15 protein-coding genes and 1 other annotated feature are annotated in these 14,494 nt (G+C 47.0%); of the genes, 3 read left to right on the top strand and 12 right to left on the bottom strand.

Translation table 11 applies throughout. From position 1 onward, the window contains the following. Nucleotides 1-34: 34 nt before the first annotated feature. Together AC3RCI_RS12960 and AC3RCI_RS12955 are read right to left on the bottom strand one after the other, a co-directional pair. Nucleotides 35-832 (bottom strand): sulfite exporter TauE/SafE family protein, encoded by a 798-nt coding sequence (locus AC3RCI_RS12960; RefSeq protein WP_492529345.1) that lies wholly within the window; start codon nt 830-832, stop codon nt 35-37. Between the two features lie 448 nt (nt 833-1,280). After that, nucleotides 1,281-1,751, bottom strand: coding sequence for a DUF6376 family protein (locus tag AC3RCI_RS12955; protein WP_492529343.1), 471 nt, complete (start codon nt 1,749-1,751; stop codon nt 1,281-1,283). 142 nt (nt 1,752-1,893) lie between these two features. Here AC3RCI_RS12955 and AC3RCI_RS12950 point away from each other — a divergent pair, with 142 nt between their 5' ends. Next, a complete protein-coding gene (locus tag AC3RCI_RS12950) occupies nt 1,894-2,862 on the top strand; it encodes a bile acid:sodium symporter family protein (protein WP_153978271.1) in 969 nt (322 codons plus the stop codon). Nucleotides 2,863-2,924: 62 nt separating this feature from the next. Here the strand turns inward: AC3RCI_RS12950 and asd are convergent, their stop codons facing one another. The 5 genes from asd to AC3RCI_RS12925 all read right to left on the bottom strand — a co-directional run bounded on the left by asd (nt 2,925) and on the right by AC3RCI_RS12925 (nt 9,225). Continuing rightward, nucleotides 2,925-4,010 (bottom strand): aspartate-semialdehyde dehydrogenase, encoded by a 1,086-nt coding sequence (asd, locus tag AC3RCI_RS12945; protein WP_492529341.1) that lies wholly within the window; start codon nt 4,008-4,010, stop codon nt 2,925-2,927. A gap of 168 nt (nt 4,011-4,178) precedes the next feature. Next, nucleotides 4,179-4,450: a binding site (T-box leader), on the bottom strand. 185 nt (nt 4,451-4,635) lie between these two features. Continuing rightward, on the bottom strand, nt 4,636-5,508 hold the full coding sequence (galU, locus tag AC3RCI_RS12940; RefSeq protein ID WP_492529339.1) for a UTP--glucose-1-phosphate uridylyltransferase GalU: 873 nt from the start codon (nt 5,506-5,508) through the stop codon (nt 4,636-4,638). Between the two features lies 1 nt (nt 5,509). Next, on the bottom strand, nt 5,510-5,947 hold the full coding sequence (locus AC3RCI_RS12935) for a GtrA family protein (protein WP_492529337.1): 438 nt from the start codon (nt 5,945-5,947) through the stop codon (nt 5,510-5,512). After that, nucleotides 5,940-6,926 carry a glycosyltransferase family 2 protein gene (locus AC3RCI_RS12930; RefSeq protein WP_336779865.1) on the bottom strand — a complete coding sequence of 329 codons (987 nt, stop codon included), beginning with the start codon at nt 6,924-6,926 and terminating at the stop codon, nt 5,940-5,942. Before AC3RCI_RS12930 ends, AC3RCI_RS12935 begins: the two co-directional genes overlap by 8 nt. 46 nt (nt 6,927-6,972) lie before the next feature. Continuing rightward, entirely contained in the window at nt 6,973-9,225 is a 2,253-nt protein-coding gene (locus AC3RCI_RS12925) for a glycosyltransferase family 39 protein (protein WP_492529335.1), read from the bottom strand. Between the two features lie 196 nt (nt 9,226-9,421). Here AC3RCI_RS12925 and AC3RCI_RS12920 point away from each other — a divergent pair, with 196 nt between their 5' ends. Then, on the top strand, nt 9,422-10,105 hold the full coding sequence (locus AC3RCI_RS12920; RefSeq protein ID WP_492474110.1) for a response regulator transcription factor: 684 nt from the start codon (nt 9,422-9,424) through the stop codon (nt 10,103-10,105). Then, complete coding sequence (locus AC3RCI_RS12915) at nt 10,105-11,643, top strand: sensor histidine kinase (protein WP_492529333.1); 1,539 nt, start codon at nt 10,105-10,107, stop codon at nt 11,641-11,643. Before AC3RCI_RS12920 ends, AC3RCI_RS12915 begins: the two co-directional genes overlap by 1 nt. A gap of 73 nt (nt 11,644-11,716) precedes the next feature. Here the strand turns inward: AC3RCI_RS12915 and AC3RCI_RS12910 are convergent, their stop codons facing one another. From AC3RCI_RS12910 to AC3RCI_RS12890, 5 genes are all read right to left on the bottom strand, one after another. Next, entirely contained in the window at nt 11,717-12,307 is a 591-nt protein-coding gene (locus tag AC3RCI_RS12910; RefSeq protein WP_492529331.1) for an HAD family hydrolase, read from the bottom strand. Nucleotides 12,308-12,372: 65 nt separating this feature from the next. Next, a complete protein-coding gene (locus tag AC3RCI_RS12905) occupies nt 12,373-12,921 on the bottom strand; it encodes a hypothetical protein (RefSeq protein ID WP_492529329.1) in 549 nt (182 codons plus the stop codon). A gap of 41 nt (nt 12,922-12,962) precedes the next feature. Continuing rightward, complete coding sequence (locus tag AC3RCI_RS12900) at nt 12,963-13,313, bottom strand: VOC family protein (RefSeq protein ID WP_095358338.1); 351 nt, start codon at nt 13,311-13,313, stop codon at nt 12,963-12,965. Beyond that, entirely contained in the window at nt 13,310-13,885 is a 576-nt protein-coding gene (locus AC3RCI_RS12895; protein ID WP_110822386.1) for a GNAT family N-acetyltransferase, read from the bottom strand. The genes AC3RCI_RS12900 and AC3RCI_RS12895 overlap by 4 nt, the downstream gene beginning before the upstream one ends. A 183-nt stretch (nt 13,886-14,068) precedes the next feature. Then, on the bottom strand, nt 14,069-14,362 hold the full coding sequence (locus AC3RCI_RS12890) for a hypothetical protein (protein ID WP_095287440.1): 294 nt from the start codon (nt 14,360-14,362) through the stop codon (nt 14,069-14,071). Between the last annotated feature and the right edge of the window lie 132 nt (nt 14,363-14,494).

The raw sequence follows: 14,494 nt of genomic DNA, 5'->3' as shown, positions 1-14,494 counted from the left end.
GTAATCGTCACGGTCACTCCACTGATTCTTGTTTTTATAGTATAGACGCCCACACTTTAACGGCAGTAACAGCAATAAGAACAATTAAACCGTAGCGAAGCACACTTACATTGATCATTGAACTGACCCTCGAGCCGAGTGATGCCCCTATCAGACTCCCTATAACGGTGTAGATGACTGGCTCGATCGGAATGCTTCCACCACTGACTTTCCCGATGACTCCACCAATCGCGGATATGAACACGATGGCCAGGGACGAGGCAATCGTCGTTCTCGTAGGAATACGAAGCACCGTGAGCATGATGGGAATCAGAATAAACGCACCGCCAGCGCCAACAATTCCCGAGACAACGCCCACGGCCAGAGCCGAACCTGCCGCAATCCATCGGTTAAATTCCACAACATCAGCAGAATCTTCCGTACCTCTTCCCGGAATCAACATGAGGATTATTGCGATAACCGCCAATATGCCGTAAATCAGATTAATGACCTCTCCATCCAGATGGCCGGATATGATGCCTCCGATCAAGCTGCCGATGAGAATACTGATGCCCATGTATGCCACGAGCGTCCTATTCACCAAAGCATGCCCATCTCGGACCCTTCTCTTCTTTCTCTGAAATGCGACTACACCTGCCAATGAGGAAAAGAATACCTGGAACATGCTAATGGAGGAAACCTCATGTGAAGTAAAAGGCTCAATACCCATAAGAGAGGGAACATACAGCAGCAGCGGGTAGTTAATAATAGCTCCACCAATACCCAGTAAACCGGAAAAGAAGGAACCGACCAGACCCAGTATAAACATGATGATAAAAAGCAGAACATCCATCGGTAATTCTTCCTTTCTTGCGCTTGAAAAACCTTGTCAAAAAACTGTATACGCGGCGAAATTTATCGGCTATAATAAAAACCAAGTAAATTAATCAGAAATGAGTGATTAAGCATGCTTAATCTGTTCAAGACTCTTTTTGAAAATAAATGCCCTAATTGCAACGAAAAATTGCTTGTATGCAGTGATTCGCTCTGCGCCACCAAGACCTGCAGCCAGTGCAATTATAAGGAAGAAAGCTACGGCTCTCTCGGTGTACGCATTGTGTATGACACCACAAAATGATAAAAAAACATTCCTGCTCATTGTACCACGTCTCTGCTGCCTCGATAAGCAGTAAGCCCTGAGAGCAAGTGAAATCGCATACTCCAACATGTAGAAATATAAGAAAAGGTGCCAAACGAATTATAACGTTTGGCACCTTTTTTACTTCATATTTAAATTTGGCTCATTCATTCCCTAATCCGCTCAACGGATCTTTTAGACTGTTGATATTATTGATCAGATCCGGGATTCCTGTCTTTTCCCAGTTTTCTGCAGTAAAGCCTTGCTCTGCTATGGTGGTCTCGAATTGATCCACAACTTCGGTTAACTGATTGTTATAATTGACCAAATTTTCATGGATGCTCTCACCGATGGCCGGAGCCGTAAGCTGGGAGAATTCACTTGCTTCCGCTTGAATCTGATCAATTTTCGTTTGAATCTGCTCGGTGATCTGGGGATTGTTGACGGCATCCGAAGCGAGCTGCTGGAGCTCCGCGCCAGCACTGGATACTTGCTCGATATAATCCGTTGCTCCGCTAACATAGTTTAAACTTTCGTTTGCCTGCTCCACAACAGAACAAGCCGAGATGACTAAAATACTTGCAGCAATAAAGCCTGTCATGATCAGTGTTTGCCTTCGTTTACGTAAAATCATGAGCATCTTCCCTTCCTTATATCAGAAGTTATTTACTTAATTGAATGATAGCTGTTCCGGATACCCGAATGCAAATCGGTCTGCACTCATAGGATTGAACATGTATAATGGAAGAATCACACGGTAAAGGGATGTCATGAATATGCTTCAGGCTTTGAATCAGCGCTTGAACCGCATCATGCCACTGATTACTCCAACCAGCATTATCATTGGCGTACTTTGCGGAAGTTTTCTTTCTTCGTACACTTTTTTGTCACCTTGGCTTTTTGCATTTATGACGTTTGCGGGAAGCATCAGTCTAGGGTTCAGGGATTTTCTGAATGTTTTGAAAAAGCCTTTTCCCCTGTTTGTTTGTCTGTTCATATTACATTTAGCGATGCCTCTGATCGCACTAGGTATGGGCCATTTGGTTTTTCCGATGGACGCCTATACGATAACCGGACTTGTTCTGGCAGCCGTAATTCCGACAGGTGTAAGCAGCTTCATCTGGGTTAGCATTTACCGGGGCAATATTGCACTGACGCTATCCATCATCCTGATCGATACCATGCTGGCCCCTTTTGTCGTTCCGGGTGTTCTTTCACTCCTGATCGGCACCAGCGTTACGCTCGATATGGGAGCTATCATGAGCAGTCTGTTTTGGATGATCGTTGTGCCATCATTGGTGGGTATGCTGCTGAATGAATGGACCAAGGGAGCCATTGTACCAGTATGGGGCCCAAGACTGAATCCATTTTCCAAGTTGTTTATGGCGGTGGTAGTTGCTATCAACGGATCAGTTGTTGCTCCATATCTGGCCGATTTCAACTGGAGACTGGCAGGTCTTGCGGCAATCATCATTTTCCTCGCTTCCTTAGGCTATGCACTCAGTTATTTCATTGCAAGATTGCTGGGCTGGAATGAGGCTGACCAGGTGGCGCTTGTATTTAATGGAGGCATGCGCAATATCAGCGCAGGAGCGGTGCTTGCCGTATCCTATTTCCCACCTCCCGTTGCTGTGCCGGTTGTTCTCGGAATGGTATTTCAGCAAATGCTGGCTTCCCTGACAGGTTATCTGCTAGGACGTCGCTCACAACTGCTGCAAAATGCAGACAAAACGTCGGCAGCCTAAGAACGTAAACCCAAAAAACGCCAACAACAGTTGGCGTTTTTTGGTATTTCAAATGATCATTTTTATTTTGGTTGAATATATCCCTCAGCTTTGAGCAGCTCAGCAATCAGGACAGCGCCGCCTGCAGCACCGCGCAATGTGTTATGAGACAGACCAACGAATTTGTAATCATACAGGGAGTCCTCACGCAGTCTTCCTGTGGATACGCCCATTCCGCGTTCAATGTCACGATCAAGTTTCGTTTGCGGTCTGTTTTCTTCCTCGAAATACGTAATAAACTGTTTCGGTGCACTTGGCAATTCCAGCTCTTGCGGACGCCCTTTGAATTGCAACCAACGCTCCAGAATTTCATCTTTGGAAGGTTTTTTCTCAAAGTTGACAAATACCGTAGCCAGATGCCCATCCGTTACCGGAACACGGATACATTGCGTCGTGATGAGTGGAGACGAAGCTTTCACAATCTCGTTGTTTTGCACGCTTCCCCAGATGCGAAGCGGCTCTTGTTCGCTCTTCTCTTCTTCGCCACCAATGTATGGAATGACATTATCCAGCATTTCAGGCCAATCCGTGAAGTTTTTGCCTGCTCCCGAAATGGCTTGATACGTGGAAGCAACCACTTGAGTCGGGTTGAACTCACGAAGCGCATGCAGTGCAGGTACATAGCTCTGAATGGAGCAGTTTGGTTTAACTGCGATGAAACCAGTTTTGGTCCCCAGACGTTTACGCTGTGCTTCAATCACTTCCAGGTGTCCTGGGTTGATCTCTGGAATAACCATAGGTACATCGGCAGTCCAGCGATGAGCCGAGTTGTTGGAGACAACCGGAGTGCCTGTTTTGGCATAAGCTTCTTCAAGCGCTTGGATCTCATTCTTTTTCATATCTACGGCACAGAAGATAAAATCAACCTGGCTGGCAAATGCTTCAACCTGGGAGGCATCCTGTACAACGATGTGTTTCACAGCTTCCGGGATAGGAACTGCAAGTTTCCATCTGCCCTGAACGGATTCTTCGTATGTTTTACCTGCAGAGTTGGCACTTGCTGAAATGGCTGTTACTTCAAACCACGGATGGCCATCCAGTAGGTCTACAAAACGCTGGCCTACCATTCCTGTTCCTCCGACAATGCCGACTTTCAATTTTGCTGTCATATAATCATCATTTCCTTTCGGTGTGAGTTCGATAATCGCTATTTTCATTCCTGCATCGGTTGATGGGACTTCATGATTCTTCCCTTAGTAAACACTATTCAGGTGATTCCAAAGCGTGTTGCCAGCACCCCGGAAAAACCAAAAAAATCCCACCCCCAAGACAGATGTCTCAGGGACGAGATTGAACACTCGTGGTACCACCCAGATTCGCCCATATGTCGCCATATCAGCCTCTATGAGTTAAGGATACAACCGTTAATTCGTTGTAACAGCCTATACTCCAGCTCTGTAACAGGAGCTCCTGTCACACCATCCCTTATTGCCAAGTTCCGATGTGCTGCTCTGAGTCTTTATTCAATAAAAATTCTTTACCCCTTTTCAGCTGCCGGGGCTCTCTGAGAAAGAATACTTTTATTTACTCGTCTCTTCGTCGCATTTGATATTGCGATTATAATATCAAAGTTACCATTGCGAAGTAAACATATTTTTTATAATTTGCTGCAAATGGATATTTATTTACTACGTTTTAGTGACAAAAGCATTCGTTACCAATAGAATAAGCCTGCAATATACGTACATCACCAGATTTTACCGGATTAGTTGAAGTGCCTATACATTCTGCAATTCAGCCCCACTGCGTCGCAAGCTGTTTGAGGTATGGGGTCAATACCGGCTGCAGCTCCTTACGCATGAGCCCGATCTCCAAAATAGCCTGGATGTAACCGAACTGATTGCCAATATCGTAGCGGCGGCCCTCAAGCTCAAGAGCGAGCAGCTCTTCCAGCTGACTCACTTCTTTTAATGCATCGGTTAATTGATATTCTCCTCCTGCGCCTCTCTCGATCCGATCCAAAATGGGAAATATCGATGGTTTCAGAATATAACGTCCCATTACCGCATTCCTTGATGGTGCCTCCTCTATTGAGGGCTTCTCCACCAGATTCATAATTCGGTGAACCCGATCTTCCGCACCCGCTGAATCGATAATTCCATATTTGCTTACATCTGCAGGCTGCACTTGACGTACACCAACGACCTGACTGCCGGTCTTTTCATACAAATGAATCATCTGTGCAAGTGCCGGCGGATCGGATACCATAATATCATCCCCAAGCAGCACAGCGAACGGATCCTCTCCCACAAACTGACGCGCACATCCGATGGCATGTCCTAGTCCCAGTGGTTCTTTTTGACGGATAAAATGAATGCTTGCCATATCACTTATCGCCTGCACTTGCTCGAGCAAATCCTGTTTGCCTTTGGCATAAAGGGAGTGTTCCAGTTCCACCGATTTGTCAAAATGATCCTCGATCGATTTTTTATTACGTCCGGTCACAATAATAATATTTTCAATACCCGATTGAACCGCTTCTTCAACAATATATTGAATGGCGGGTTTATCCACAATGGGCAGCATTTCTTTCGGCTGAGCCTTGGTTGCCGGTAGGAATCGTGTTCCGAGTCCCGCTGCCGGAATGACTGCCTTTTTGATTCTCATATCATGAAACACTCCTTTCGTTCGCATCTGTATTCGGACAGGGCGCTGTCGCGGACACAGCACGGAAAACCCAATATCGACTGGCAATATAGTTCAGGATCATGCCCAAGAGGGTTGCTGCTGCTTTGCTTATGACCAGGTTCCAGCCAAGTATGTGGTTCGAGAGAAACAAGATCAGAGATATTAAGACGAGGATAATCAGATTAGTAGTCACAAAACGCAGCAATTCATTATTTGGACCTTGTCTTCGTGCATCCCTGAACGTCCATCGTCCGTTCCACCAATAACTATTCAATACGCCGCAGCTATAGGAAATGACCTGGGCAATCAGAGCGGGTGCGCCTAGGGCGGCGAGCATGGTAAACACCAATGCATCCACCGCCGTATTCACCACACCTACGATTCCGAATTTGATCAGTGTGACCAACCGATTAATCATGGTGAGCAACTCTGCCTGTCATCCGCACTTGTCCGGACTGACTCTCCAATTGATACACGTCACGCACAATGTATAAGGGTCTTGCCTTGGTTTCATCATAGATCCGGCCAATGTACTCCCCAAGAATGCCCAGCATAATGAGAATAAATCCATTAAATATCAGCATGATGCTGACGATGGAAGGCCAGCCTTTGATCGTTGAATCGGTGAAAATCGCAGAAATGATCACGCTGAGCATGTAGATGAATCCGCCAACGGACAGAATAGCTCCCAAGTAACCCGCAAGCTTGAGCGGTTTATACGAGAAGGAAGTAATACCATCCAGGCTCAGTTTCAACATGCGTTTTAGCGGATACTTGGTCTCCCCTGCTAGACGCTCATCTCGTTCGTATTCGATCGCTGTTTGTCTGAATCCAACCCAGCTGACCAAACCACGGACAAATCGATTTTTTTCCGGAAGACGTTTCATCTCATCGCACACTTTGCGATCGATTAATCGGAAATCTCCTGTATCCACTGGAATATCCGTATCGGTTGATGCCCGGAGTACGCGGTAAAACATGCTTGCAGACCATTTCTTAAAGCGGGTCTCCCCACTTCGTCTGGTCCGGCGGGCATACACTACCTCATAGCCCTCTTTCCATTTGGCAATCATGTCCAGAATCAGTTCGGGAGGGTCCTGAAGGTCCGCATCAATAATGACAACTGCATCACCTGCCGCATAATCCATCCCTGCAGTAATCGCGATCTGGTGACCGAAGTTGCGTGCAAAATCAATTAATTTTACACTTTCATCCCAACGTGCATAGTCACGGATCATCTGCGCACTTCGGTCGACACTGCCATCGTTGACAAACAACAGTTCATACGTTTCTCCCGTACTGCCCATCACCTTTTTCACCCGTCGATAGGTTTCTTCAATGACTGCCTCTTCGTTGTACATCGGAATAATGATGCTGTAACGGCACTTTTGGGCCATATTCGTTCCCTCCTTTTCAATTTCAGTTCGTTCCACTTGACCATCTCTATAACTTCACTTCGTATAGGGTGCTCTGTCCGCCGAAGCCAGCCCCGCTATCCGTACCTGACATCCACTCTGATGCCGGAATTTCGGTACCATGTTCCATGATCCAGCTGCTAATATCCGAATTACCTCCTCGGCCGCCCATGCCGCCAACCATGAAGTATTTCACTTGTCCGCTCTTCACGAGCTCTGCCAGTTCCTCCGTGGTATAGACCGGATCAGAACCGGAGAAGCCTCCGAGTGTAATGACAGCCTCGTTCTCATCAATGATGTATGGAGCTGCCTGATTATAGTCTGTCGTTGCAAAAAGATAGGTCTCTCCTGTGTTATTTTCTCTGAGATAATTCAGTGTTGTTGTATCTACTTCTTCGTTCCTGTTTCCGGCTCCGCCTCGTCCGCCAGCTGCTCCCATGCCACCACCGCCAAACATGTTTCCACCAGATGCCGGAGGTGTTCCTGTACTCAATGGATCACCAGCAGCACCGCTGCCAGAAGCACCAGGGAAGGATGGATTTGTATCACTTGCAGCATTAGGTAGAGTCATCTCGCTATCTCGATCACCTTGTCTGCCTCCCATAGCCATGCCCATGCCGCCGAACATTCCATTCGAACCTGTAGGACCCGCGGCAGGAATCATGCTGTTACCGCCGTAGGTAATTGGCGTGAATGCCCAATAGACTGGACCAATAAGCATAACCATAAACCCTGCCACAATGATGCCTTGCTTCCATTGATGTGAACGATTGAGCATTACAATTAGAATCAGCGTAATCACAATGCCTGCAATGAGTTCGCTGATCGACCACCCTGCACCGATGGTGTCATCATAAACCTGCATGATATACCAGCCGAAGATCGTCGTAAGCAGAACGGCAAGAGGAAGCAGCCAGGCTTGCCACCCGTTACGTTCTCGATAGGCCTGCCACATGGCTACAAATCCGGCACCAGTCAAAGCTGCAACTGGCGGGGCCAGCATGATCAGGTAATATTGGTGGAAGAAACCAGCCACACTGAAGAACGCCGCAACCGGAAGCAACCAGATCAGCCAAAACGCAGCTTCCTTATGTTTCATCGTAATATTTCTCCGTCTGAACCCCGCAAAGAGAGCAATGCATCCCAGCAGTGCCGTTGGCAGAAGCCAGCTGGCCTGGCCGGACAGTTCAGTCTGGAACAATCGAAGCACACCTTTCTCCCCTGTGCCGAACATGCCACCCATTCCGCCACCATTGCCGCCACCGAAATTGCTTCCGTTTGGCATTTCAGCGCCGTTCGGCAACTGTCCGCCTTGCGGGAAATTCATTCCGTTCATTTGCCCCATCTCACGCTTTAAACCGTCGCTTGAAGGGTTGCCTGCAGCAACGGAGTTGTCTGATGAATCAGAATCCGAGGCTGGTGCGGAAGCATCATCACGGTTTCGATCATCTGCCATGTTAGGCATGCCTGCACCAGCGGTTCTGTTCTGCTGACCAGTAAGACGGGACAGACCGTTATAGCCAAAAGCAAGCTCCAGCACCGAATTGGTTTCGCTGCTTCCTATGTAAGGCCGCTGACTTTCCGGAATAGAATCGACCGTCACTGCCCAGGATAGGGAAACAACTGCCAGTACTGCGGTACTGCCAATAAGCAGAAGGATCTTCTTTCTCCATTTCGCCTGGAATGCAAGCAGGTAGAAGATATAAAATGCCGGAAGAATCATGTAGGCCTGAAGCATTTTCATGTTAAATGCCAGTCCAATAAGGCCAAATGCTGCGAGGATCCGCCACGGACTGCCCTGCTTGGTACCTTTGAACAAAAACCAGGAACCGAGCAATAGCGTAAATACCAGCATGCTGTCGATATTGTTGGTACGACTTACTGCCGCCACAACGGGAACCGTAGCCATAGCCAGAGCAGCAATACGTGCCGCAGCAAGTCCAAAGGTTGGTTTAACCATAAAATAAATAATCAGTACCGAACCAATTCCCGCTAACACTTGCGGCAAAATAACACTCCAACCATGCAATCCGAAAACATAGGCAAAAGCCGTCTGAATCCAAAACACGACGGGTGGTTTATCTACCGTTACGGAGCCAGCCGAATCAAGGGATGCATAGAAGAAATTGTGGAAATTTCTCAGCATGCTCCCTACGGCGGTCGTATAGTAGGAATTGGCATATGAATCGTTCCAAATCCCGTATCCGTTCAGAATTGCCGCCAATATGACAATCGGCAGAAGGACCAGATCAATCCTTCGTTTGGCATGTTTCAATGTCAATCACTCCTTCTCGTTCTTCATGATTGTATTGTGACATGCCAAAATAAAATTGGGATGAGTCCCCGCTGAATGTTAACTGAGGATAAGTTCCAAACCTTTCAGCTAATTTTCAGCTTGGCAAGCGATAATACAACATAAAGCCCTCAACTTTTTGAGGCATTCATTAGATGGATTTAACAGGGAGGCATGCCCGCTTATGAAGTTAAGTACCGGGATTAAAATCCTTTTGGCGGATGATGAACCACATATTTTGCAATTTTTGGAGCTTGGATTGAGTAATGAGGGTTTTGATGTACGCACGGCTCCGGATGGTGCTGCAGCACTTGAACTCGCACTTGAGTTCCATCCGCATATGGCCATTTTGGACGTCATGATGCCGGAAATGGATGGATTCGAGGTGGTTGAACGTCTGCGCAAGACTGGAGCCCAGGTTGGAGTCATCATGCTTACAGCCAAGGACGAAGTTGAGAATCGAGTTAAAGGTCTGTGGCTTGGTGCTGACGATTATATGATCAAGCCCTTTGCCTTCGATGAGCTGCTCGCCCGGATCCAGGCAAGGCTGCGTAATCAGTTTCCATTGCTTATTGGGGCCGTAACACATGGTCCCTTCCGAATCGACGATCAGCGCAAGGAGATCACCTATCATGATCAGATTCTTGAGTTGTCCCCTACCGAATATGAACTATTGAAGTTTATTGTGCTGAACCACGGTATCGTGCTAAGCAAGGCGACAATTCTTAGTCGTGTATGGGGGTATGATTTTGGCGGAGAAGAAAATATTGTCGAGGTCTATATACGATCACTGCGTGACAAACTTGGGGATAAAGAGCACAAACTTATTCGCACTCTTCGAGGTGTTGGATACCGAGTGGATCTCTGATGAGTCCTTCAATGAAGCCTACCACCAAATCTCTTCAGGGACGACTGCAGCGGTTAATTTGGCCCCGTTCGCTCCGTTCTCAGCTGCTCGCCCGCTCTTTGTTTATTCTTGCAGCCTTATTCTTGTTAATTGGCATGCTTCAGTTCTGGATTATGGAGAGCTTTCTGTATCGCAATCAGGCGAAAACGATGGAAGAGCAGATCATGTCCATGCCTCCTGTCTGGCTCGGCTTATCTTCGCGGAACGAGTCATTCAATAACCCATTTGCCGGACAGGCAGGCTCAGATGCACGCGTGTCGGGTAACAGGATGCTTTACATTCCCGATCGTTCACTTGCCCTATTCGATCGAAATGGTACATTCGAGGATATATTCGGTAAAGAAGACGGTCTGGCAGCACCCCAGCTCACTACCGCCGAATACAAAACAATCACGGACCAATTATTGGACAAACGACATGCCCCTTACCAGATCGTGACGGATCGTACAGGCACTGAGCAATTGATCGTTTTTGCCTCGCCTGGGCCTCGTAATCGGGATTTCTCCATGGTTCAGATGGGTACCCCCACGAAACCATTAAGAGACCTCATTGTTAAACAGCTGCTGATCTTCGTCATGTTATCCATTCTGGCGATGGTCGCAGGTCTCATTCTCTATACCAAAACGCTCCGCCGTACACTGATTCCGTTATCCAGTATGGTGGATACCGTACAGCGGATCGATGCAGGCAGCTTGGCAGAGCGTCTTCCCGCCACGCAGGGTCAACAGGAAGTGGATCAGCTCGCGCAGTCGTTCAACGGCATGCTCGAAAGACTCGAGCAATCATTTGAAGCGGAACGTGAATCCAAGGAACAAATGCAGCGTTTCCTGTCCGATGCTTCCCATGAACTGCGGACTCCATTGACGTCCATCCACGGATTCATCGAAGTTCTCCAGCGAGGCGCAGCGTCCAATCATGAACAACTGTATAGGGCACTGGACAGCATGTATGGGGAGTCTGTTCGAATTAACAAACTGGTTGAAGATTTGCTTATGCTAACCAAGCTAGATCAAGCTCCGAAGCAAGAACAGGAGATTGTTCAGCTGGATCATTTGCTGATGGAGATGCAGCCCCAGCTCAACATGATGGCGCGGGAACGCCATGTACACTTCGACCTGACTGCCGGTATAACCATAATGGCTGAGCCGCACAAGCTGAAGCAGGTGGTTCTCAATTTGTTCCACAATGCAGTGCAGCATACCCACCCGGAATCCGGTTCCATTACTGTGGCGCTTTATGCTGTTCATAACAAGGCCGAACTGACCATAAAAGACAACGGCACCGGGATTGAACCGGAACATCTTCCCCATATTTTTGAACGCTTCTACCGGACCAGCTCTTCCCGTTCCAGAAAGGAAGGCGGCGCCGGCCTTGGTCTAGCCATTACACGTTCCATTGTGGAAGCGCATGGCGGAAGTATTGCGGTGAACAGCAAGTTAGGCAGCGGAACCACGTTTACCATTTTGCTGCCTTTGTCTGAGGCAACTTTTGATCATTAGCATGACTAATAACCCTTTCCAGCTCCTTAGGACTGTGAAAGGGTTATTGGCTCAATACTCATTTTTTTCAATTCTAAGCACCTTCGGTAAGTCTATGTTCTATTTTTTTAATCCAATTATGTTGTTCGTCTGCAAGCATTGTTTCCCATCCCAGCTCCATAGCAGGTTTAAAGTTTTTCGATTGATCATCCACAAATATAATACGCGTTCTAAAGTTCATATGAGATTCTACGATTTCATAAATTTCTCTTTGGGGTTTGCAGAATCCGACCTGATTCGAAATGGTAATGCTTTTGGTGTGCTCTTCGATCGTCAGCAATATCGGTTTAACCCACTCATGGCAATGATTGCTTAGCAGATGTATATCAGCGTGCTGACTCCATCGTTCAAGATAATGTATTGCAGGTAATGTTTCAGTCGTACGATTTAGTAATTCATATGCATAGGTTTTGTCTATCTTGGGGTATTGCAATTGCAACCAGACCCAGAACTGTTCCTCTTTCATTTTTCCTGTCCAGAGGTCTATCCGAATAGCGTTCAGCTGTTCAAAGAATATAGGAAAAGTCGTGCCTGCATGACCTGCAAGCTCCTGCCAAAATGAAGAGGAAAGATTCGTAATCAGAACTCCGGCTATATCCAAAACAAGCTGAGGTTTATCTTCCATTCCATCACCTCTGTTAAAATTGATTTTCTCGAGTAAATGTTTCCTCACCATATCCCCAACTCATACTAACTCTCCGGTTTCCATGACTGGATCACCTGATGATTGGCATCGATGGCATGGATATTGTCGAACGTCTCCATGAGACTAAGCTGCGATTCGTTTTGAAAGGCTACTGGCATTCTCACGATAAACGTATTATTTATTGCTTCTACAGCATGAGTCTCTCCATTAATATATTCAATTTGGAATTTGGCAATGGAGATGTCAGAATATAAGGCACCCCACATGAAATTTCCGTTATTGTTTTTGGGCTCCGCGACAACGAGGAACGCAGGACCCAGATCTGAACTGGCCGTCCAACCCGACTCGGTGTCCGCATTTACATGAAATCTCCCACGCTTCTGTTCATAGGCTGCAAATACATACTGTGTTTCGTACAGATAAAGGACCAACTGATTCTCCTGATCAACATTCACAATCTTCACCGGTGTCTGCCAATTGGATTGGACAGCCTGGTCCAATGTTGGATATCCGAAGATCCGATCCCAGAAAAGGTTGAGACCTACAATCAACAGCACAAGCAGGATGGTGCTTATCCAGATTATTTTCTTCATGCTCCCCCTTACTACACTTCACCTTTTATTCATTTTACGAGCTAACACTTGCACACCATTAACAGGTTTCCATCCAGATCCTGAAAGTTAAACCAGTGATCATGCTCAATGGGTGTCGTTATGTGAACATCCTTGGATTGCATAAACGCATAGGCTTCCTCAATATTTTCCGTATCAAAATGGAATGCAGGCGTTTTGAACGTATGCGCTTCGGCATAAATTTTGCTGTCCAGCACAATCCGTGTTCCGTTCATTGGAAGGATGTATAAATGACCAAACAGGATCTCGCCATCCGCAGGCAAGCCCAAGAGGTCACAATACCAATCTTTTGCACGCTCAATGTCACGGACGGGTATAAACACTGTACCGATCTGATTTAATATCGGGCTCATACCATTCCCTCCTTCTCCATAAACTCGTCCTTGGTTAATCCGAAAAGGATCATGTCATGGTACCTGCCGTTCGTATATATGACCTTGCGTCGAACACCTTCCTGAACGCAACCCAGCTTTCTCATCATGGCTGCTGAGGGTTCGTTCCCTTCGAGGACGCTATCGTTAAATTTGTTCAGTCTTCTCTCGAAGAAGGCATACTTCAGCATAATCCGAATGGCTCGCGTTCCAATCCCTTTGCCCCGATGATCACGATCGATCTGGATTCCAATGCTAAATGTGCCGTTCCTCTCATCTATACTGTTTATGTTAGCGCCGCCAAGGTACTCTCCATGCCAATCCTCAATCGAGAACATGATGCGTCCATGTGTACTGGAGAAATTGGAGAAGCTTTCTGTAAAATGTTTGGCCTCGGCAGACGTCGGCGGCAGTTCCACTGCACATTCGAGCAGACGACGGGCAGGTGTATCAAACCGATTATAATAATGAGCTTCCCAATCTTCCTCGCGCAGAGCACGCAGCCTGATCTGCTCATCCTGCCAAAAGTAATGGCTATAGTCAATCTCTCTCATTTCTTCATCCCCATTTCCCGTCCGTTCTTTTACTCACCATCTGTTGAAACTAAACCTATGATAACCCAAATTGTGGAACAGGTGGTAGATTCTTTTTCACTGAAATGAACGCCAAACAGTCCCCAAGCAGAACGTTCTGCCAGAAGACTGTGATTTATTTTTGTATACGATGAACCGCTCTGATTATTCCGAATATTGGGGCTTTGTCACGCGATCAGGAACCGATTCGTCGAAGACATCCTGACCCGGATAATCCCGTACTTCCCCTTCATGAAGCTCGTGGTTCTCATAGTCAAACCGATGTGCGGATCGCTGATCCACTCGCCACGGCGAACTCTTTCCAAGTGATTCTGAAAGTAACGATGAGCCGTAAGGGCCTTCCGGAAACTCCTCCAGTGCGAGATCATTCCGCTGCGACTCCACCGTGGACAGATCGGTATATTCGCGCCGTTCTTCGTGCAAAAATTTGTCCTTCATTGTTCGTCCCTCCATATCCGCCTTGAGGATTCCAAAGCACGTCTATTTTGAGCGAAAACCATACCATTTATGCATCATCTCTGGAAAACACTGCGTTTCTTACCTTGATTCACAGAATGAATCTGCGCTGTG

Source organism: Paenibacillus sp. MT124, from assembly GCF_058792755.1.
This window is presented reverse-complemented; position numbering and strand designations above follow the sequence as displayed.